Source organism: Paenibacillus agaridevorans (genome assembly GCF_003112455.1).
Lineage (GTDB): Bacteria > Bacillota > Bacilli > Paenibacillales > Paenibacillaceae > Pristimantibacillus > Pristimantibacillus agaridevorans.
In genome coordinates, this window is sequence record NZ_BDQX01000075.1 from 13,663 (window position 1) to 35,633 (window position 21,971).

Genomic DNA, 21,971 nt, shown 5'->3' on the forward strand with positions numbered 1-21,971 from the left:
AATTATATCGGTCTAGTTTGTCTGCAAGAAGGATACTTCGAGCAACCCATGAACTCCGCACCTTGCTTGCTCTTGCGTCTTACCATGGGGGCGCCGCATGAACAGGTAATAGCAGATGCTATTTCTTTTCTTGCTGTCGATACCTCTCTCTTAGCCGTTGTGAGCTTCGATTGAACAGCTATTTTCTTACCTGGTTGCCATTTCCCCCAAGTCTTAAGCTTCTGCTCAACAATAGCACCATGCCAATAGTCGACTTTAAATTTATCTGCTTCGTCTTTTGCAGGAGAAGTCAGATCAGACGTTGTCACAAGAAGAGAAAGGATGCAGTCATGGTTGCGTTTTGCCGCTACCAACTCACGTACTGTCTGTACTGGTACCTTATTTCGCTCAGAATAACATTTAGCTTGAACTGCCGTCTTCTCGCCGCGTCGATCCGTGATGACCAAGTCTACTCCACCATCATTGCCTCCAACGCCGACTTCCTTTACTGCATAGCCTTGATTTATGAAATACATGGCCAGTAACCTTTCAAACTCGGCGCCGGAGAGATCCTCCAACTTCGTAGCCAAAATCACTTCATCTGTCCTTATGTGTTTGGAAGTCCGATGGGCTACCGAGCTTGCCCTTTGTGTCTTCGGCTGAGACTTTCTTTTCGTTTTAGCTGCACGTCTCTTTCTAATCCAAATAAGACCAACGATTTCTGACAAAATAACGGATCCAAACAATATTCCAAAGAAAAATCCCCAATGCAGCCCTGGTATATTGAAATAAAGAGCTAGTCCTCCAAGAATAAAGAGACCTCTTAATAGGTAAGCAATCTGGTTTCCCTCTGATTTATATGTTCTAGCCATGACTTCCTCCTACTGGCTCGTTAAAATAGTTTCGAATAGTTTGGGGACGAATACAAAGATTGCAATTCCAACGGCTATTATTAACATAGCGATAATAGCAGTGAGAATAACCATCGAACCAGCTTGAGACTTTTTGAATGTCTGGACCTGATTCTGCGGCGGAATATAAGACCGATTAGCATATCTCCTTCTCTGATCGGAAGGTCTATGGTTTATGGGAGCAGGAACTCCTAACATATCTACAAGATACCGTGCAGCTTTGGATGGCGTTGTCTCCGAGCGATCAGCCGCTTTATCGGCGAATGTATTGTTATCCGTGTGCCCGATACCAACAATAACAGGAACTTGAGAATCATATATGGCTTTGACAACATTTGATTCGTTAAACACATTAAAATCGTTCTCATTGCCACCACCACGAACGATCATGATGACGTCATACCCTCCGCCAGCCGCAGAAGCAATTCCTTCTGCAATTACACTGCTAACACTCAGCTTTACTGGAATCAGATCGTAAGCAATTCCTCGGTGCTGCTTAAAAACTTCCTGAACGTCTCTAATCACCTGTGATTGTTGTGATGTAACCAAGGCTACTCTGCATTTCTCTTTACCGCGCAAACGACTAAAATCATCTTTGTATTTGTCCAGGTAACCCTTTTCAATAATTTCGTTCGCTGCTTGTTTCTTGGCTTCAAGCTTCATGTTAGCTCCCTGCAAAATAGCATGCGATACTCTAAATTGAAAAAAACCGAAATTAGGTGAAGACGATACCTCAAAGGAACCGCTAAATTCATAGAAATGTTTAGTTTCTAAAGCGGCGGCTATCTCAACTGGTACGACTAGCTGCAACTCCGAATCGTCGTCCCCAACCGATCTTATATATTGGCAACCACCATATACTTTTGAATTTATATGACTAACCTCAGCTAGTATAGCGAATTCCCTATTCTTAATCTCAGAACTCGCAGTTCTTTTCACAACCTGAAGTATATCCTTATATGCTTCAGTTAACGACATCACCTTAATCTGAGTACTCTGAACCATTACACTAGGCCTCCCGTGTGACTTTTGAATTAGTTATATACTTTTTCGACACAGGATTTCCTAATCCTTCCTATGAAATGGAAAAGGTTGCGATTAAGCCAAAAACAGATTACTACAATCTAGGAGGCCCATGCGCAATTAAAACGCTCACGATCACAATGTCGTTCGATCCATTAAAATTGAATAGCGGCCAAACCGTGGCGACTTTCTTCTATGATGAAGCAAGCGAGCGATATTCTTTCTTGCCGCCAGAAGTATCGGTACTTTTATGCCGAGCTACCTACGAAACTGGCTAATATTTTTGATAAAAAATACAGTAATTTCCGGAAATATTTGTTAAGCTGAGTTTAGCGAGACCCGCGGGCGATGACATCGCAGAGAAGGCCGTGGTGTCGGTTCACTATTTGTACCAAGGGAGGAAATGAATATGTCGAAACATGAGGAAAACAAAGCGGAACAAATGCTAGAAGACATTACCGGTATGACTTGTATTTACGTACCAGTAAATGATGTTTACGAGTCTATTAAATGGTACCAAAAGAATTTAGGGTACCAACCTTCTGACAACGAGCTTGTTGAGCCTGGGATGGTGACGGCAATTTTGAATTTTCCCGATCGGAATGGAAATCTTCCCTCACCTGGTCTAAGGCAAGTTGTACCCGCATTGTTCCTTCACAAATCGGACGAAGAAGGCGGTAGATTACGGTTCTCCTGGTCATTGGACAGCGGAAAACCCCATGCAATAGCATGTTTGATTACACCGCGAATCGAGGAGTTATATAACCGTTTCAGGGCAAACGGAGTGAATATTTTAGGAGAACGGGTGACATGCGGACCAAACATAACGTTCGCCGATCCTGACGGAAACGTATGGGAAGTTTGGCAACCATAAGATGAGATAGACTCTACTTCGCTGACGGAAAACGATAGTTGAACAAAGCTAATGGGTTTATTTATAGGATCGAATCCTGGTACTTGTCGATATACAACGTCCCATCTAATTGGAGCTCTGCGTAAAATACTTGATCTAAAGAATGGATGTCGGCTTTCTTTAATTGCTGGTTGAGCCAGGCAACGGAGACTTCCAATTTTCCAAGATTTTTTTCTACGATTTTACCATCAACGATAAGCTCAGTCGGTATTCTGTGAATAGTCGTAATAGTTGCTTTTATATCTTTTTTTGTTGCAGGTAGAAGTTCTTCCTTTTTCAACACGCTGAGTTGACCATCCGGTTCCAAAATTGCAAATTCAACCTCTTCAGGCGAGAAGACATCCTTGTTCCGCAGCAACATGCTTAAATCGTCAATGTTGAGATGCTGCTCAGCCAATGCCTTTTCCAGAATCTTTCCCTGTTTGACGAGAATGGTAGGCTGACCGTCGAGAATCTCACGCGTTTTGACGGATCGCAATCCGACCCATGCAATGATGAATGCCAAGACCGACCATAAAACCAAGCTGGATAGTCCTTGCAATAACGTGATTTGTTTGTTGACGATAATCTCGGCTGTAGTGGAGCCAAAGGTGATCCCCGTTACATAATTAAAAAACGTTAGATGTCCGACTTGTTTTTTACCGAGTAGACGCGTCAAAACGAGTAAGGCAATAAAAGACGTTACCGTACGAAACAGAATTTCTCCATACGTCATGTGTCAAACTCCTTAGCATAAAAGATAATTTTATATTGGCCTTTGTTTCCAGTAACTATACTTGTCAGTGAAGAAACAGACAGCACGGAGAACCGTATCACAAATAGCGCAAAATAAATCTCTTATACGGAATAAGCAAAATTCGGCATGTGAGGAGTTCCTTGAGGAACTCCTCACATGCCGAATTGGATATTAATCGGACTTCTTGCATCAATCGCTGATCGCGACAAAGGTTAGAGGTCGAATGGGATCTGGTCCGAACGAGTTATGATCGTGTAGGGATTTAAGCTTGGAATAACATCAGACCCAAAAAGTTCATCGTAAGATGAGCTCTTTGGGTCTGATTACCTCAATTAGAGCCTTCCGGCTCAAGTTCCGATAAATCTGTTGGCGTACCAGCCGTTTTCTTTTTAACATAATGCGTGAAGTAGCCCCTCTCTATCGAAACATCTCCCGACTTGGAGAATCGCAGCGACTGTCTTGGCCCTTTCCCCCACCGTGTATAGCTTCTTATGACTGCCTGAAGCCCCATTTCACTTGCCGTCTTACGATAAACGCTCATAATAAAACTTAATTGCGACAAGCTGCCCTGCATCAATCGCTCCAGATAAGGCACCTTCCCGGCTCGCCATTCTTGTACAAGTTTTGGATTTAGCTTATCCATACGAATAAAAAGCTCAATCGGACTTGCTTCCTGCTTCTCGTGAATCATTTGATGAACGAGCTGCTTCACCTTTACTTGCAATTGCTGTCTGTTCATGTATTCTAGAAACCCTTTCACTTGTCTTTCCTTACAACAGCTTCAAGTACCAATCCAACGTTTTGTCCATGATCCTCGTCGTCATAGCGATAAACGGCAAAGCATCGCCGCTTGTATGCGCCAAGTCCAGGGTCGAATAATATTCGGCACGATCTTCTTTTTCAATGACAATAGGTGGGAAACCGCTTTTCATCAGTTCAAAGTTGAGGAGCAGCCTCGCCGTCCTTCCGTTGCCATCGATAAACGGATGTATTTTCACAAATTCAATATGCAGCAACGAGGCGCGTTCAATCGCTTCTTTCTCCTGTTTCCACGTTTCGTATAGTGTAATCAGTTGCTCCATTTCGTCCCGCACTTGAACATAGTCTGGAGGTATATGCGTGGCGCCGCTAATAATAACATTCTCTTGTCTATAAACGCCGGCATGCTCATCATCAATATGCTTAAGGATTAATCGATGTATATTCTTGATCTGCCACTCCGACAGTTGTTCCTCGCGACTTACGATCTCTTCAATATAGAGGATAGCCTCCTTATGGTTGATCGCCTCCAAATGCTCTTTGATGGTCTTGCCACCCACCGTAATTCCCTCGAGCGCCACCTTCGTCTCCGAAAGGGTAAGCGTATTGCCCTCAATCGCATTGGAATGGTAAGTCCAATTAATGATCAGATGTTCTCTTATACTGCGCAATGTATGAACGGGCAGAGGTCTTTTTTTATCCAGCAGCAGCTTCTTCTCGTTAATGACTGAGAACAATGCGACTCACTCCATTCCATTAGAGAATTTCACCTTATTATACACCATCTCGAGTGGTATAATTTGCCCTCATATAATCTCCCGATAGTGTTCATACAACTTCGTGAATTCAATGGGTGTAGGGATGGATAATTCTTTCTGGTACAGATCTGTTACGTGCTCATAGTACCGAGCAAGCGCTGCTGGGTCGCCCAGTTTCCCATAGGCTTCAAGCAGCAGCAGATGCGTTTCCTCATCCCATTCGCTCCGGGACACGAGCTTTTTGATGAGGATAGCTGCTTGCTCGGGCTTTTGGTGCTGAAGCAGCCATCGGCCGATCTGTTTAGCAAAACGTATGTATAATTCGTGCAAACGGATTTGCTCGGGAGCCGCCCATACGTAGGAACGCTCATCGAATAACTCTCCTGTATACAAACGCTCGCATGCTAATGCCGCTTCAATATTTTCGGCACTCAGCGTGCTAAATTGAGACACTTGATCTTCGAACATCACGAAGTCAGCTTCGATCGGGTCAAAGAGCAACCAGTATTGTTCAAGCGAGTTGGCAATAATGTGTTTATGCCCTGACGCATGCAAAGATTTGCGAAGTTGATAGACGGTCGTATTGATATAGATTGCAGCATTTTTTATTGGCATGTCCGGGTATATGTACTCGATGATGCGGCTTTTGGAAACAGGACTGCCTCTATGCATCAGCAGATAAGCAAACAGTTCCATGCTTTTTCTGGAGATCCATTTTACAGGTTCGCCCTGCTCGGTCTTGACCTCTAACCCTCCCAGGGCTCGCACCGTCAATTTGCCGATAGGGACATCGACGACGGAGGACTTTTCCCCTATTCTCGCTGCCGCCCGGGCAATCGTCTGTTCCAGACGGGATTGGGAAACCGGCTTGATCATATAATCCAGAGGGTAACTGTCGAACGAATCGATAGCGTACTCCTTATGCGAGGTTACGAATACAATGTCCAGCTCGCGATGCGCGGAACGCAGTCCGCGGGCAACCTCCAGGCCGTTATCATGGCCGAGGTTGATATCGATAAATACAAGATCAATGTCCTCGTTCCGGATTTGTTCCATGGCATCCGCAGGGTGCTGATAGCAGCCGGCCACTTCCACGTCATGAATCCGGGATAACATTTGATTCATCACGAGATGCATGGCCTTCTCGTCATCTATGACAATAACTCTCATCGCAAATCCCCATCCTCGAGAACAATTGTAAATTTGCTTCCAACGCCTGGCTTACTGTGCACCTTAAGCTGGCCGCCGCTCATTCGCAGAAAATGCTGGCTTACGAGCAATCCCATCCCGGTTCCCTTCTCGCCGGCGGTTCCTTTTGTGGAAGAGAACCGGGTTTCATCGAAGAGTTGACGAATTTGCTCCTCGTTCATCCCTACGCCGTCATCTTGCACCGAGATTTCCGTCTTGCCCCCAAAGGATGCTGCGCTTACAGAAACAACTCCACCCGGCTTGGAAAATTTAATCGCGTTGGACAGCAGGTTGCGGATGACTAGAACAAGCGCTTCGCGATCGGCGCTAACCCGCATGTCCTCGTCCACGTCGACGCGCAGTAGCAATTGTTTGGCTTCGCAGTTCAGCACAAGCAGCCGACATGCTTCCTCGACGACACCGTGTATGATCAGCGATTCAGGTTGAAGGACGATGCCCTCCTTCTGGCCGCGAAACCATTCCAGAAGATTTTCGACCATCGCATACGTGTTGCGAACTTGTTCGCTTAATGTACGAATAATCTCGGACTCTGCTGGGTGCAAGCTTTGTTTGTTTGTATCCAGCAATTCTACCAGATTGACCTGTAAGGCCAACGGATCGCGAATGTCGTGGGATACGGCCGTCAAGAGCTGGTCCTTCATCTGGTTAAGGCGGGCGACTTGCTCTAGCGCTTGCTGCTTCTCCGTAATGTCGATGATGATAGAGATCGTTCCCAGCTTGCGCTTCCGATGGGAAAAGAATGGGTAAACATTCACGATGTACGATTTTGTCTCGTAATCCACAGGGCTGCTGATTTCAATGCGTCTTTCTTCCATGCGCGAGCAAGCGGACAGCCATTCCGGCCAAGCCGCCAATACTTCCCGAATATGACGTCCCAGAATGGGATGGTCCGTCTTCCCTATGACCAGTTCAGAGGCGAATCTATTGCTATCAATAACGTTGCCATTTGTATTGATAATAAGCATTCCCTCATGCATCGTTTCGACCACGATATTTCTGGCCATCGGGACACTTGAAAAAAGCTTATATCGCATAATAATCCAGAACATGACGATGCCGCAAATCCCGCTATAAACGGAAACAGGAAGAAGCCACGGCAGCAGGTTCGGCTTAACGAGCTTTAATATTTCTACCATTAACGGAATACTCCCAAACATGAGGAGCAACATACCCGATTTGCGTATTTCGGGACGGGCGCCAAGTATATAGCGCACCAAAGCGAAGATGCAGCCGGCTATAATCGCATAGCACAATAGATTAAATGCAAGGGAATAAGGAGTTTTGGTCGTGACCAAATGTCCGTTAACCAATTCTTGCGTGCTGTTAATCACATGCCAATAGGAATCGGTCCATATCACGAACGACCAGCAGGCAAATAAGGCAATCAGGAGCCACTTCCAGCGCAGCCACTTGTCCATGCCGACCAGATCCAACACAAAAAGAACCATCAGGGGGACCATAAACACAAGCGCCGTTTGCTCCAAATTTCTGAAAACAATCTTGGAGGCCAGATCGGCGGAGCTTATTTCCAGAATAACGCCTCCGGCATAAACCACTCGGCACCCCAGCACCCAAACAAAAAATCGAACGCCGCGTTCACGGCGATAAACGATAGCATACATAAACAGGATGCATATCAGCATCGCTGAAAAAATGATAGTAATGGTAGATGGCTGCCCTATCACGTCCATAATCGGTAAAGATACTCCTTCGCCATAGCATACTTCGATTATACTGCATAAAGGCTGTCTTTCATAATTTTGTCATAGGGTAAATGGTATGATGCAGGATGACAATCGAAGTGAGAAAGATTACATAGAGAAGCAGGAGGTACATGATGAGGAACTGGCAAAAACGAAGCGTGACGGTTTTTCTTGCGTTCATGCTAATGCTTGGAGCTTATCCAGGGCTGATAGCGAAAGGTGGTACAGCCCATGCGGCGCCAGAGGACTTTGCAGGAGGAGTCGGAACGTCGGAAGACCCTTTTCGGATTGCGTCGGCGGAGCAGCTGGGCGGAATAAAGAATCATCTCACTAGCCACTTTGTATTGGTAAACGATATCAACATGTACGGATACAGCGGGTGGGTGCCAATTGGGGATACTTCGCTTCCGTTCACTGGGAAACTGGACGGTCAAAATTTTGAAATCTCGAATTTTATGTTCGATCGCCGTACTATGGATGCGCCTGCGGGATTTTTTGGCGTTATTGGCACGAACGGCCATATCCGGAATCTGAACTTCAAAGATGTGTTAGTCGTAGCACTGGACGAGACAGGCATATTGGCAGGAAGAGCTGTCGGGGCGGTGATCGATCGCGTCGGCATTGCAGGGAATGTAACTGGCGAGGATATGGTAGGCGGTCTGGTTGGTTCTTTGAGCGGTGGAAGCATAGTAACCAACAGTTATGCTTCAGGTATGGTGACGAGCCGAGGACAAACAAGTCCAGGAGTAGGAGCTGGTGGTCTGATTGGCAGTAGCTCCGCAAGCTCGATAATAGATAGCCATGCCAGCAGCCATGTCGAAGGTAAGAGAGAAGTCGGCGGATTGGTCGGGACTAATAAGGATAACGGAACGATAACGAACAGCCATGCCTCCGGCGATGTCATCGGCCAAAACGATGTGGGCGGCTTGGCCGGTATCAGCCACAATGGCGCGGACATCTCCGGTAGCAGCGCCACTGGCAATGTTACTGGTTTGAGTGATGTCGGCGGATTAATTGGCGAGTTGGAAAATGCGGAGCTCTCTATCAGTTATGCTGTTGGAAATGTAGCAGGCTGTAATGATGTAGGCGGTCTGATTGGTGACAACGATGCGCGCATTATCAACAGTTATGCAACTGGTAATGTGACGGGCCTATCGGATGAAGCGTCATGCGGCAATTACAGCGACTCCATCGGCGGACTTGTCGGGGATAATAAAGATGGAACCATTGAAAACACCTTTGCGATCGGGCGCGTAACAGGCTCTGCATACATCGGCGGTTTGACAGGCATTAATGACAACGGGGGCATTATCCATAGTTACTATGACATGGAAACTTCGGGACTATCGGATACGAATGGGGAAGGTCTGACTTCCGAGGAAATGAAAGACAGGCTGAACTACACAGGCTTTGATTTTGCTACGGTTTGGGGTATAGATGCTCCGCATCATAGCGGTTATCCTTATTTGAGCGCCATTCAAACCTTTGTAACCTATGCGGGCAACGGTACGGATCACGGCAGCGAACAATATCGGAGCCACTCCTACTCTAATGGATCGCAAGTGAAAATTCTAGAAAGAAGCAACGATTGGACGAAAAGCGGATTCCTCTTTCAGAGTTGGAATACGGCGGCGGATGGCAGCGGGGATACTTATCGTGTCCAAGATACCGTTACATTGATCGACAATATGGTATTGTACGCCGTATGGAAACGGCCGGACGTACCTTACGTACCTCAGCTATCGGATAACGCGAATCTCTCACGTCTGACCGTTAAGTCCGGCGAAGAAGAACTGGCATTAACGCCGACATTTGCGGCAAACACAACGAACTATCAAACGGAAACAACGGCGAACGAGGTCACGATCGAAGCGATTCCTTTTGATGCCAATGCCTCTGTTGCCATCAATAAAGCTAATCTTGTCGGAGGCAAAACAATCGCTCTGCTCGAGGGAATCAATGAATTCGAAATTGCGGTTAGAGCCGAGAGCGGCACGGTCAAAACCTATAAACTATCGATCCAACGTCTGCCAGAGATTGATGAATTGCCGCCGGAGGTGCCGGCTTGCACATTCCGTGATATTAAGGGGCATTGGGCTGAGTCTCATATTTGCGAAGCCCTGCAAATTGGAATTGTAGAAGGCCCTTCGGAGACAACATTCCAGCCTCAAAAATATATTACCCGCGTCGAGTTTGCGGCTATGCTGCTTCGTACGCTAGAAATCGATTCCGCGCCTGCGGGAAGCGAGCTGACCTTTATCGATCGAGATCAAATTCCTGCCTGGGCGACAGATCTGATTAGCACTGCACAAGAGAACGGCATTTTGCAGGGATATCCGGATCAGACGCTTCGACCGATGCAGAGGGTGAGCCGATCGGAGATGGTTGTCATGATGGCGAGGGCATTAAAGTGGGATTTGGAGGCGGGATACACCTCTTTCGCAGATGATGCGGATATTCCTGCTTGGGCCAAAGGTTACGTCCTTGGCGCTGTAGAGAGGGAACTGGTGACCGGACGCGACGGTAATCGGTTCAGCTCCATGCAACCGGCCACAAGGGCGGAAGCGACAACGTTGCTATTGCGTCTGTGGCATGATCTTGCAACCGATGCAAACTGATATCTGAAACCTGATTATCATCTCTTCGCTTCCTATAAAGATCGCAAAAACCCGACCTCAACAGGTCGGGTTTTGTCGCTATTTCACTCCAAAAGAAACCCTACCATCCTCCACCGTAGCCAATCCACGGCTCTCCGCGACTTTAATGCCGTTCCTCAGCGCCTTGTCCAGCGCGGCTCCGGTTCTGGCGTAGCCCAGCAGCTTTACCGTTTCTCGGACAAGGTCATCCGTCGAGAGGCTGCCATGGGTAAAAAGAATTTCATGGATGGCGTTCGCGACCTCCTCTGAAGGAAGGTCCTCCGCGCTCCTCCGGTCGGAGTCATTTTCGCTTATCCGATAGACGGCATATTGGGAATGATCGATATCCTTTGGCCAATAGTAGACGCTGTCCTCCCAGGCCGTAGACTGGAAAGGCATCGAAGAAAGCAAGCTCTCCAGATGGCGCTCGATCCGCGCTCCGGACCTTGTCATCCCCCAAGCTTGGATGACTCGGCGAGTCAGCAGCGATCGGCTGATGGGGCCCTCTCCTTCGATGACATTCGCGAGCTGTTGTTTCACAAGCCTGCTGGAGGAGGTGCTATAGAACTCTTCGGATGACTTGGACGCGATCTGCTCCAGATTTACGGGCTGATACGAGGTGCGCCATCTGCTGGCCTGCGGCGAATCAAGCGCTTGTTGCGCCACCTCCGCTCTCTCTACTGATCCCGCTGACTTTGGAGAAGAGGACTGAACAGACTCGTCGCCCGAAATGCTCGTAGGGTCCCCTTCGTTCGCCGAAGTCGACAACTGATTCGCTGTCGTTGCCGCCGAAGCTGCAACGACATTCTCCATAGTCGCACTTCCTGCAGCCTTGCGCTCCTTTGCGGCTTCAACAGAAGCGATAATTCGCTTGACTTCCTTCTCGGGATTATCCAACCAATCCATGGCCCATACCCGGTGGATGCTCCAGCCAAGCTGGCGCAGCACTTGTCCGCGCAAAACTTCCCTGTCCCGCGCCGTCTTGCCCGTTCTGTAACCACTTCCGTCGCACACTACCGCGAGCAGATACGTATCCGGCTGATCCGGGTCGACAATGGCAAGATCCATCCGATAGCCGGAGGTACCTATGTGGAGATCGACCTTGTAGCCTTCCTTCTTTAACGATTCCGCAATTTCCGTCTCTATGCCTTGTATCCGGTGATTCACTTCTTCCAGACCCACGCCAAGCGCGGACGTCCCCTTCTCCGCATATTCTAGAAATGAGCGGAGCGCCGCTACTCCTTCCGCACGGGTCCGGGACACATCCAGTTGATCCGCGCGAAGCGTGGAAAACACATGCATCTCGTGGCGCGCCCGGGAGACGGCAACGTTAAGCCTGCGCCAGCCGCCTTCGCGGTTCAGCGGGCCGAAATTCAGGACGACCTTGCCGGTGGCGTCGGGGCCGTATCCGATGGAGAACAGGATGACATCGCGTTCGTCCCCCTGCACGTTCTCCAGATTTTTTATAAAAATCGGCTCGTACAGCCTCGCTGCCGCAGTCTCCAGCTCGGGATCGCGCCGGTACGCTTCGTCCAACATATCCTCGATCAGCGTCTGCTGGATGGAGTTGAAGGTGACGACTCCGATGCTTCGATTGCTCAAAACGGGATCCTTTAAGCGGCGAGCAATCTCTTGCACGACGGCCTCCGCTTCGGCGCGGTTCTGCTTCGTCTTCCCTCTATCGTAAAACCCTCCAACGGGATGCCACTTCACGCTGGATTGTCTCTCCATTGGAGACGGGAAGGTCAGTAATTTATTCTCGTAGAAATGTCGATTGCTAAACGCGATCAAGCTCTCATGCCGGCTTCGGTAATGCCACAGCAGATGGTCCTGCGGCATGCCAAGCGCCAAGCAGTCCTCCAGGATGCTCTCCAGATCCTCCGGTACGATGACTTCGTCGCTCTCTTCGCCGCTGGTGCTGGAGAAGAAGCTGGTCGGAGGCAGCTGCTTGGGATCGCCCACGACGATGACATTTTTGCCTCTTGCCATTGCCCCAACGGCCTCGCTGGTAGGCAACTGCGACGCTTCGTCGAAGACGACAAGATCGAACGGCGCGTACTTCGGATCCAGATATTGCGCTACGGACATCGGACTCATGAGTACGCACGGACATAGCCGATTAAGCAGATTCGGAATTTGCTCGAACAGCTTGCGCAGGGACAAGCCCCTGCCCCCGCTGCGAATAGCCCTGAGCAGGATGCCCGCTTCCGAGCTGGATGCGGTCTGATTGCCGATCGACGGGATATTCGCGGCCAGACGGGCTGCGATCTCTTCTCTCGTCAATTGCTCGAACGTCTCCATCGTTTCCTGGAACGACTTGATCTTCTCCTCGAACAATCGCCCGGAAAACGAAGCCAGCCCTGGATCACTCTCCAGAATATAAGCGATGGCTGCTTTGTTCCAAGCTTGCTCAAAGGCCGCTTGCAGCTCATCGTGGCGCAGCTGTCCGCTCTCATAGGCCGTTACAACCGATGACAAACCTGCCGATAAGGCACGATCGCGTACTTGCCTCCATGTGCACCAATCCCTTAGAGATCCTACATGCTCTTGCCATGTTTGAGCCTTCGAAGCGCGGTACTCGAACCACGGCTGCTCTCCGCGCTTGCCGTCCATGGCCTCCAGATCCAGCTGCAGCAAGGCGACGAGCCCCTTTTCCTGCTGCTGGAACTCCTCATAGCAGGCCGTACAATTTACCAAAACATGTCCGTGCTTCCCGTCGAACACGCTCTTGCCCGCAGTATAAGCATCCGCAAGCCGCTCTCTCGCCATCTTCGCCGCGGGCGCTTCTTGGTGCAGCTGCAGCAGCTTCTCGTTAAGCGCCAGTATCCAGACATGGACCGCTTGAACGGCCTCCCAATCCGCATCGCCGCCATTCCAAAGCGGGCCAAGCAGAGATGCGACGGCGGGTTCCATCGCGGTCAACGCTGCCGATTCCGTCTGATACGCGATAATCTGCTCCAGGAGCCTCTCCGTCTCGTTTTTCTGAAGCGCTGCGCCGGCATTTGCTTTGCCTCTAAGCAGCTTGAATATCCGATTCTGCTTCAGCAGTCTGGGCAGGAACCAGCTGAGCTGGGCTTTCTTCCACTCCTGCAGAGCGTTGCCGGCGTCAAAGGTCAACACTTCCGCCGCAAATAGCGCCAATAGCTTCTGCTTCGCTTCATCCCTGGCCCTGCCATGCCGGATCGCCCGAAGCACTACAGTGCCGGCGGCTTCCAGATCGGTCTCGCGAAGCAGGCCGGCAGAAATAACCGGAGGCGCAGCAATTAATTCGCGGACAACATGCCAGGTGCGCAACAGCACCTGAGAAGAAGGTCCTCCAGCAGGAGGGGCAAGCAAAGCGCCTACTTCTTCATAAGCCGACCTCACACCTGTAATAGCAGCTTTGTAGGCTGCAAGAAGCTCTTCCGTCCCCGTGCGCAACTGAGGATGATAGGTCGACACTCCTGCATCCGACCAGGCATGGCCATTGGGATGGCCTGTCGCTTCGCCGGCAACGGCAAGCTCTCGAACGAGGTCGCTCCACGCCATATACGAATCCTTGTCCATGCTGCCAACAACACCAGGCTCCAGGTTGACCACGGACGGGGCAGTCTTAACCAAACCATAACGAGTAATGGCTTCATATAATGAAGAGCCGAAGCCGTATTGCTTATGCAAGGACTCGACATGGCTATTTAGCTCCCGCCTCGATGCCGCGAGCCGAGCCGCCAGTCTTCGCCATTCCTCTGGAGACGAAGTCCGCGCCGTCTCCAGCGTTCGGCGCAGCTGCTCAAGCACTGCTTTTTTGGTGCTCTTGTTGGAGTGAAGCTCCAGACAGAACGGGCCGAGTCCGATGCTCTCGAGCCTGCTCTGCACGACGCTGAGCGCCGCCATCTTCTCCGCCACAAACAAGACCGTCTTGCCGCCGGCCAACGCCGATGCGATCATATTTGTAATCGTCTGCGACTTGCCCGTGCCCGGCGGACCGTGGAGCACGAAGCTTCGACCGCTGCCTGCCGCGCTAACCGCGGAGATCTGCGAAGAATCCGCGCTGATGGGAAGCAGCAATTGATCCGGCGGGAACAGCTCATCCAGCTTCTCAGGCTCGGGAAACGTATCCGTCTGCTCCCATTCCATGCGGCCCGCCATGAGACTGGCGACGACTTTGTTTTTGGCGAGCTCGTCCGAACGGCTGCGTATATCATTCCACATGACGAAGCGGCTGAACGAGAACAAACCAAGGATCGCGGACTCCACAATGTCCCACCGGGGCATATTCATAATGATATGCCGGATCGTTGTAAAGATACCGCCCAGATCGATGCCCTTCTCATCCCTTGGTAGAGGATCCAGACCGCCGATGTGGCTGCCGAAATCCTGTCTGAGCATCTCCAGCAGCGTAATATTGATCTGAGGCTCCTCGTCTCTCGCTCTGAGAATAAATCCGGCTCTCGAGGATTTGCGGATGATCTCGACCGGCACGAGCACAATCGGAGCGTACCTGGGCAGCTCGCTGGCTGTAGACTCGTACCATTGCAACAGCCCCAGGGCCAGATAAAGCGTGTTCGCCCCATTCTCCTCGATCGAGAGCTTGGCCGAACGGTAGAGGTGAACGGTTTTGTCCGCGAGCTCACGTTCATTTACATCCCCGCGTAGGCGCTTATGCTGAAATTCTTCGTAGATCAACGCGCCGAGAGGATGATCCTTGCTAACGCTGCGAAATAGCTCCGCGCTTCGTATCGGATTGTCCCAATCCGACGGTCTGGGCAGCAATTGAAACTCCTGCCCTTCCGCCAACGCGTCTTCCAGCTCACCCAGTCGCGTATGAAGAAGCGGCAGCGCGGACTTCGTGAAACGGAAGTTAAGCAGCGTATTGCGCAGCGTCAGGTCGAGCAGCTTGCGCTCCCACTGCTTCTGCTTCGTTACCGCTATGGCGGAAACCTCGACCGGCCGTTCGAGAATGGCTAATTCCGTCGGCGCTTCCCCCGTCACTCGATGATTGGCGTCCCGCTTCTCCTCTACGATCTCGAAGCCGGTCGCCGTCTGAAATCGGATCGGAAGCGGCCGGATCGAGCTGGCGCGAGCACGCTTTACGTCAACAAAGCCGAAGAACAGCTCCGGGGCATTAAGATGATTGGCTGCCGTCTTTTCCGCCTCTTGATAGGAAGCTCGGCTGCCCTCGCACATCATGGTGCACTCCACCAAGCTGATCTCATGCACGCCGGCCGCAAGCCGTTTCGTAAGCAGCGAGCTGTCATCCTGTACGCTCTCCGAAAAGGATTCCTGGATGAGCCAAACGCCCGCGAACGCATGTCCCTCGGTGAACACGACCAGCGGATGCAGACCGATCGCCTCCAGACAAGCGGCAAACAGCAAGGTCAGATCCAGGCAACTGCCCATTCCGTTGCCCGCAACGGCATCCGGAAGTCTAACGCGCTGACCAACCTCCTCGAAGCTTGCCGGAGGGACGACATAAGTGGCTTGCATGTCTTGAATCGCCGAATAAACCGCGGCTGCCTGATGGCGAACCCGATTGGGATTGTTGCTCTGATACGCGTCGAATGCGGAGCTCCCCGTCCACTTCTCCAGATAAGGCGCCGCCTCTCTTATCACCCGCGCCGTGATCGGATGATTGGGCATAACGAACGCAGCAATCATCTCCGGCATGACAGCAAGTCCGACCCATTGATCGTAGGCCAGCACCGACAGAGGCGATCTGTCCCTGTAGACGACGTCCTCCCCGCATGTTACTTCCAGCGTAAGAGTACCTGCGAGTCTCTCCGTTAAACTCGCCAGGAAAACGCCCGATACCTCGATAGACACCGTGCTGATATCTATCGTCTGCCCGGGCAGAATGACATCAATCGATTTTGTCCATACGCTGGCGAATTCAGGCTCGCTTGCAACGGTCAACCGTACGGCATGCAAGCTGCTGCCCGAATGATTGCTGAGCGAGATCCGCTGTACGATTGGTACGTAATTTTGTTGCATGGCATAGTTCACTACATCGTGTCGCATCCACTCGCATGTCAGCCCTCTGTCGACAACAATCTCCATTTTGCAGCCCCTGCCTCTCCGAAATAACGCTCTTCCTGTCATTATAGCGCAGGCGGTATTCTATTCCCACAAAATATGAGCTTGCAATAGAGTCAAGCATGGTATGGACATATTTCCGGGATAAGAAGACCAGTGCCCGTGTAGTACTCTGGGTTGGTGTCATGCATGATAAATAGGTTGTACGTCCAGCATATCCATATGATACCTCATAAACTCTACCTAATCGAATGGCGCCATTCTCTCAGACGCTCTATTTACATCATTGGCCACTGGCGTGTCCAGCATACACAACTCTTGCACGGCCGATCCTGCGTTAATACCGAAGTGCTTGCGAACTCCCCGAAAAAAAAACACCCCGCAAGACTCGTCGTCCCGCTTGGGTGTGTTTCTGCACGCTAGAGCTATATTCCCCCTACTTATATAATCAGCCAGCCGTAAGACGATTAAAAAAATCAGGAATGAACAGGCTGACCTCCGGTACATAAGTAATTAATACTTGAATCACTAACAAAATAATCAACTTGGGCCAAATAAACGGAAGCATCTGCGGCACCTTAATCTTGGCAATAGAAGAAGTAACAAACAAACATACGCCTACAGGCGGAGTAATCTGCCCGATCGATACATTAACCGCCATCACGACGCCTAAATGCACGGGATCAATGCCTGCTGCCAAAGCTAATGGCAAAAACAATGGCGTAAAGATCATCAGCGCACTAATCGCATCTATAAAGGTTCCGGCAATAAGCAGAATAACGTTCATGAGAAGCAGCAGCATAAAAGGATTTTCGGCAAACGGTCCCAGCAGCTCGATCAGTTGGTCCGGAATACGATGATAGGATAACAACCATGTAAACAAGGAAGCCGACCCAATTAATAAAATGATGGCTGCGGATATTTTGGAGGTTGTAAGCAAAATATCAAGGACATCCTTAAGTTTAAGCTCCTTATATACAAAGATGGCAATAATAAGAGAATAGATGATCGCAATAACCCCGGACTCCGTCGCCGTAAACAAACCGGATAAAATGCCTCCAACCATAATGGTTGGCATTAACAAGGCCAAAAACGCATCCTTTAACCCCGTCGCGACTTCCTTGCCCGTAGCGCGTGTTTCTCTTCCTTTATAATTCATTTTTTTGCCGACATAATAACAATACCCAAGCAGCCCAAGTCCGATCAAGACACCCGGCATAACTCCCGCCATAAACAGATCGGCGATGGATGCGTTGGCCATTACGCCATACAGCACCATAAAGATGCTGGGCGGAATGATGGGACCTAATATAGCAGAGGTCGCTACTAAACTCGATGAAAAACCTATATCGTAGCCTTCTTTTTTCATGACCGGAATTAACATGCCGCCGATTGCCGCTGCAGTTGCGATTGCGCTGCCGGTAACGGCGGAAAAAAACATACTAGCCAGAACGACAACCATGGCCAACCCTGCCGGAAAATGTCCGACCAACGTTTGGGCAAACCGAATTAATCTCGCCGAAATTCCGCCCTTGGACATAATTTCTCCTGCCATAATAAACAGCGGAATCGCAATTAACGAGAAGCTGTCTATCCCTCGAAAAATTCTACGCGGCACATTAATGAGTAAATCAGGATCGGTAAACAAAATCGCTAGTATAGAAGTAAAACCTAATGCATACGCAATCGGAACTCCGATGAAAAACAAAAGAAACATTACCAGGATTAAATAGATCATTTTCTCATCAAGTCCTTCACAGTGTAATAAAGCATACACAGACCGCTAATGGGAATAGCCATATATACATAAGCAACTTGCAACGGGAGAAACCCTACCGTTTGGCCCGATTGGAAATTATCGCGGATCAGCAGAATACCGTAATAAATAAAAACGAAAAGAAAAGCAAAAATCACAATCAACTCAATCATTTTAAATAACTTTCGAATGGAAGAAGGAAAGTTTTCTACCAAATCAATTTTTAAATGCTCTTTATGTTTAACCGCTAAGGCTGCGCCGAATAAAACAAACCATACGAAGCTGATCATCAATACTTCCTGAGACCATGAAAAGGAAAGGTCAAACAAGAATCTGCACATGACTTGTATCGCTGTAATCAGAACTGCAATCAACAGAAATGAACAGGTTAGAAACTCCAGCGTATAGCTTAAGAAATGTAGTTTGTTTTTCACTGTAAACTTCCTTTCTTAGGAAACGATTGGGCAGAGTAAGCAGCAAGGCTTACTCTGCCCAAAATTAGCGGTTATTGAATATTGCCAATACGCTCAACCAGCTCTGCCGGAACTTGATCGGAAAGCACGTCCTTGACTTCTTTGGTTAGTTCACGGAACGCATCGATATTAGGCTCGGTCACAATGACGCCTTCCTCTTTAATCTCTTCAATAATATTTTTGTCAATCTCGGCAAGCTTCTCGCGTTGGAACAACTGCGCTTCTTTAAACGCATCCTCTACTACTTTTTGTTGTTCGGCCGACAAGCTTTTCCATGCCTTGTTGCTCATCGCGACCGCTGCCGGAGAATAGGTGTGGCCGGTTAGGGACAAATACTTTTGAACCTCATAAAATTTCATGGAGTAAATCGTGTTCAGAGGATTTTCCTGTCCATCTACGACACCTTGGTCCATCGCGGAATATAATTCGTTAAACCCGAGCGGAGTGCCGTTGGCTTTTAAAACGGCCATGTGAGCATCCCATACTTTGGACGGTTGAACTCTAATCTTGAGGCCTGCCATATCTTCGGGGTTGCTGATCTCTACTTTATTATTGGTAAAATGGCGGAAACCGATTTCCCAAAATCCAAGGAACTTCATCCCTTTATCGTTTGCTTTTCCGATCAGCTCTTGTCCAATTTCTCCGTCCAGCGTTTTATACACATGATCCAGGTTGCGGAACAAATAAGGGATACCGAATACATTCATCTCGGGGACAATGTTGGCAAAGGAGCTGTCCGCAACAACTGCCGTAATATCCAACGTCCCGTCCATGACTTGTTCAACCGTTTCGTTTTCGTTGCCCAGCACGCCATTGTTGTAGATATCTACCTTTACCGCCCCGTCGGTTTTCGCTTCGACGATTTCTTTAAATTTATCCGCCGCAATTTGGTATTGATGCGTTGTAGAACCTACGTGGGCAATTTTTAAAGTAATGGCCCCTGCTTCCGAAGAATTGCCGCCTTTGTCATTGCTGCCGCATGCCGCTAAAAACACGGCCATCCCAAGCATAACTAAGGCAAATCTATTCGTTTTTTTCATTTCTCCTACACTCCTTTGTTTTAATCGATTGAGGTAACTAGGTCCTTGATCCAAGGCAAACCTGATACGGGCGAAATGTGAACCTCCGAATCCGCAATTGCGCGGATGCTGCATAAGTACCCTGCTTTGTTATCCACTACAGCCATACATTCCCTGCACGCATTTGCAGAGCGGCACGAATATCTAACGGCGATCGATGGATCTTCAAATTCCCTTAGCCACAAGATCGCATCCAATAAACTCATGCCCTCTTTGTAAGGAACTTCAAACCTTTCCGTACGCATACCGGTCTGAGTATCGCCGCGTACCACATTTAAAGTGATCAGCGCCACTTCACTTCACTCCCTTTACTTTAGATTACACGCTGGATAAGCGATGAGAATGGAGTTCCCAAGCGCCATCCCGATGCCGTTTATATTGAATACTAACGGGCTGCTCATACGGCTGCTCGTAATCCAGTCGAACATGAGCTCCACGCGTTTCTTTTCTCAAAAGCGCTCCCTCAACAATGGCTTCGCCAAGCATTATCATATGAAGCAGCTCTACCTTTTCAACGAAGCCCAGTACATAAGCCGAGGATTTCGCAAGGGCTATGCGGACAACCCTGTCCCGCAGCGCCGCCAGCTGTTGGCGGGCAGCGACAAGCTTTTCTTCTGTTCGCAGCGGGCCGGCACCCTCCCACATTACCTTTTGAAGCTCGTGCTTAATGGCAAGCATGGAACCTTCATCCTGAGCAACTTGACGTGGATGCCACAAATCCTCTAATCTTGCGAATTCCTCTTTTACTCTCTCATCGCTCCATGTGACCGAGGTTTGGAGCCTTGCTGCCTGCTCCCCGGCAATACGCCCCGATACAAAAGCTTCTGTAAGTGCATTTCCGGACAAGCGATTGGCTCCGTGCATACCATTAATCAACTCGCCGCATGCATACAGCCCCTCAATTGTCGTTTCCATTTGCGTATTTATTTTGATGCCACCCATCGTAAAGTGAGCCATTGGAGCAACTTCCACCAAATCTTTTGTCAGATCAATGCCCTGCCTGCTCAATAGATCAATCGTCGATCCAAAAGCCTCTTTTAGCTTGGGCTCCGGAACCATCCTGAAATCCAGATAAGCTCCGCCATGCGGCGTACCCCTGCCCTCTTTTACCTCGCTAAATATAGCAAAGGAAGTTTGGTCGCGTGCCGCCGTATACACACCGGAAGTCTCGTTATTGTAACGATCCATAAATTCTTCTTGCAGACCGTTTAACAAACGACCGCCGAGTTTATACCGAAAGGGGTCCCACATAATAGGGTCAATCCCCACAAGCGGGGGATGCAAATGGGCGATAGGGAAAAATTGCACCATCTCCATATCACGCAGCTCGGCGCCCGCTTCTGCCGCAAGCACGAAACCGTCTCCCGTCATATTTGCCGAGGCGCTATTGCGCTCGTAGATCTCGGTAAGGCCGCCCGTTGCCAAAATAATCGCTTTAGCATCAATTTTAACGGGCTGCAGTTGCTCGATGGAGAAGCCGATCGCGCCAACGGCTCGTCCATCTTCTACAACGATTTTTGTAATCATCATATTTTTGATGCGCTCGATCGCTTTATCCTTCCAGATGGCTCTTCGCAGTCCGGCAGATGTTGCTCCGCCCGTATTTAGTATATCTACATAAACACAGCGTCTTCGCGAGTGACCGGGCGCCACTACTTGAGATCGGATACCTTCGGCTGTACGAGCCCACTTTACGCCATAACCTTCCAGTTCATTAATTAATTCCGGTCCGCGATCGACAATCGTTCTAACAATATCGGGATCGGCCATGCCCCGACTGCCTTTTATCGTATCCTCGAAGTGAATATCGGGATGGTCCTCCTCAGCCTCTCCCAATGCGACAGCTACAGTCATTTGGGCAAGCACGGTCGCACCGCCGCGCCCAATAATGCTTTTATCCGCTAGCACAACCCTTGATCCTTTGTCTGCCGCCGCTTTCGCTGCCACCATGCCGGCCGCGCCAGAGCCAATGACTAACACATCCGTCTGCACGTATAAGGGTTCCATCGTACAACCTTCCTTTC

Annotated in this window: 15 protein-coding genes; 2 read left to right on the plus strand and 13 right to left on the minus strand. The window is 49.5% G+C overall.

The window, feature by feature from the left end; translation table 11 throughout:
• Positions 1 to 2: 2 nt before the first annotated feature.
• On the minus strand, positions 3 to 851 hold the full coding sequence (locus tag PAT3040_RS07940; protein ID WP_108992185.1) for a restriction endonuclease: 849 nt from the start codon (positions 849 to 851) through the stop codon (positions 3 to 5).
• Between the two features lie 9 nt (positions 852 to 860).
• Positions 861 to 1,895 carry an exodeoxyribonuclease VII large subunit gene (locus PAT3040_RS07945; protein WP_108992186.1) on the minus strand — a complete coding sequence of 345 codons (1,035 nt, stop codon included), beginning with the start codon at positions 1,893 to 1,895 and terminating at the stop codon, positions 861 to 863.
• A 427-nt stretch (positions 1,896 to 2,322) separates the two neighbouring features.
• Between PAT3040_RS07945 and PAT3040_RS07950 the strand changes: the two genes are divergently transcribed.
• A complete protein-coding gene (locus PAT3040_RS07950; RefSeq protein WP_181376495.1) occupies positions 2,323 to 2,787 on the plus strand; it encodes a VOC family protein in 465 nt (154 codons plus the stop codon).
• A gap of 61 nt (positions 2,788 to 2,848) precedes the next feature.
• Here PAT3040_RS07950 and PAT3040_RS07955 read toward each other — a convergent pair whose 3' ends face one another.
• From PAT3040_RS07955 to PAT3040_RS07975, 5 genes are all read right to left on the minus strand, one after another.
• The gene (locus PAT3040_RS07955; RefSeq protein ID WP_108992188.1) at positions 2,849 to 3,541 is read right to left on the minus strand and encodes a YetF domain-containing protein; all 693 of its coding nucleotides are present in this window, start codon (positions 3,539 to 3,541) and stop codon (positions 2,849 to 2,851) included.
• A gap of 349 nt (positions 3,542 to 3,890) precedes the next feature.
• Entirely contained in the window at positions 3,891 to 4,301 is a 411-nt protein-coding gene (locus PAT3040_RS07960; protein ID WP_108992189.1) for a hypothetical protein, read from the minus strand.
• A 31-nt stretch (positions 4,302 to 4,332) separates the two neighbouring features.
• Positions 4,333 to 5,058, minus strand: a complete 726-nt coding sequence (locus PAT3040_RS07965) for a Fic family protein (RefSeq protein ID WP_108992190.1) — start codon at positions 5,056 to 5,058, stop codon at positions 4,333 to 4,335.
• Positions 5,059 to 5,127: 69 nt separating this feature from the next.
• Positions 5,128 to 6,249: a response regulator gene (locus PAT3040_RS07970; RefSeq protein ID WP_108992191.1), complete on the minus strand. Its 1,122-nt coding sequence runs from the start codon at positions 6,247 to 6,249 to the stop codon at positions 5,128 to 5,130.
• On the minus strand, positions 6,246 to 7,979 hold the full coding sequence (locus PAT3040_RS07975) for a sensor histidine kinase (RefSeq protein ID WP_108992192.1): 1,734 nt from the start codon (positions 7,977 to 7,979) through the stop codon (positions 6,246 to 6,248). Before PAT3040_RS07975 ends, PAT3040_RS07970 begins: the two co-directional genes overlap by 4 nt.
• A gap of 146 nt (positions 7,980 to 8,125) precedes the next feature.
• Between PAT3040_RS07975 and PAT3040_RS07980 the strand changes: the two genes are divergently transcribed.
• Positions 8,126 to 10,609, plus strand: coding sequence for an S-layer homology domain-containing protein (locus PAT3040_RS07980; RefSeq protein WP_181376496.1), 2,484 nt, complete (start codon positions 8,126 to 8,128; stop codon positions 10,607 to 10,609).
• Between the two features lie 78 nt (positions 10,610 to 10,687).
• Here the strand turns inward: PAT3040_RS07980 and proA are convergent, their stop codons facing one another.
• The 6 genes from proA to PAT3040_RS08010 form a co-directional block, all read right to left on the minus strand.
• Positions 10,688 to 16,663, minus strand: a complete 5,976-nt coding sequence (proA, locus tag PAT3040_RS07985; protein WP_181376497.1) for an anti-phage protein ProA — start codon at positions 16,661 to 16,663, stop codon at positions 10,688 to 10,690.
• A 424-nt stretch (positions 16,664 to 17,087) separates the two neighbouring features.
• The gene (locus tag PAT3040_RS07990; RefSeq protein ID WP_087567450.1) at positions 17,088 to 18,377 is read right to left on the minus strand and encodes a TRAP transporter large permease; all 1,290 of its coding nucleotides are present in this window, start codon (positions 18,375 to 18,377) and stop codon (positions 17,088 to 17,090) included.
• Complete coding sequence (locus tag PAT3040_RS07995; protein ID WP_108992195.1) at positions 18,374 to 18,829, minus strand: TRAP transporter small permease; 456 nt, start codon at positions 18,827 to 18,829, stop codon at positions 18,374 to 18,376. The genes PAT3040_RS07990 and PAT3040_RS07995 overlap by 4 nt, the downstream gene beginning before the upstream one ends.
• A gap of 71 nt (positions 18,830 to 18,900) precedes the next feature.
• Positions 18,901 to 19,908 carry a DctP family TRAP transporter solute-binding subunit gene (locus PAT3040_RS08000; protein WP_108992196.1) on the minus strand — a complete coding sequence of 336 codons (1,008 nt, stop codon included), beginning with the start codon at positions 19,906 to 19,908 and terminating at the stop codon, positions 18,901 to 18,903.
• A 20-nt stretch (positions 19,909 to 19,928) separates the two neighbouring features.
• Positions 19,929 to 20,240, minus strand: a complete 312-nt coding sequence (locus PAT3040_RS08005) for a 2Fe-2S iron-sulfur cluster-binding protein (protein ID WP_108992197.1) — start codon at positions 20,238 to 20,240, stop codon at positions 19,929 to 19,931.
• A 25-nt stretch (positions 20,241 to 20,265) separates the two neighbouring features.
• Positions 20,266 to 21,954, minus strand: a complete 1,689-nt coding sequence (locus tag PAT3040_RS08010; protein ID WP_087567454.1) for an FAD-binding protein — start codon at positions 21,952 to 21,954, stop codon at positions 20,266 to 20,268.
• Positions 21,955 to 21,971 lie beyond the last annotated feature (17 nt).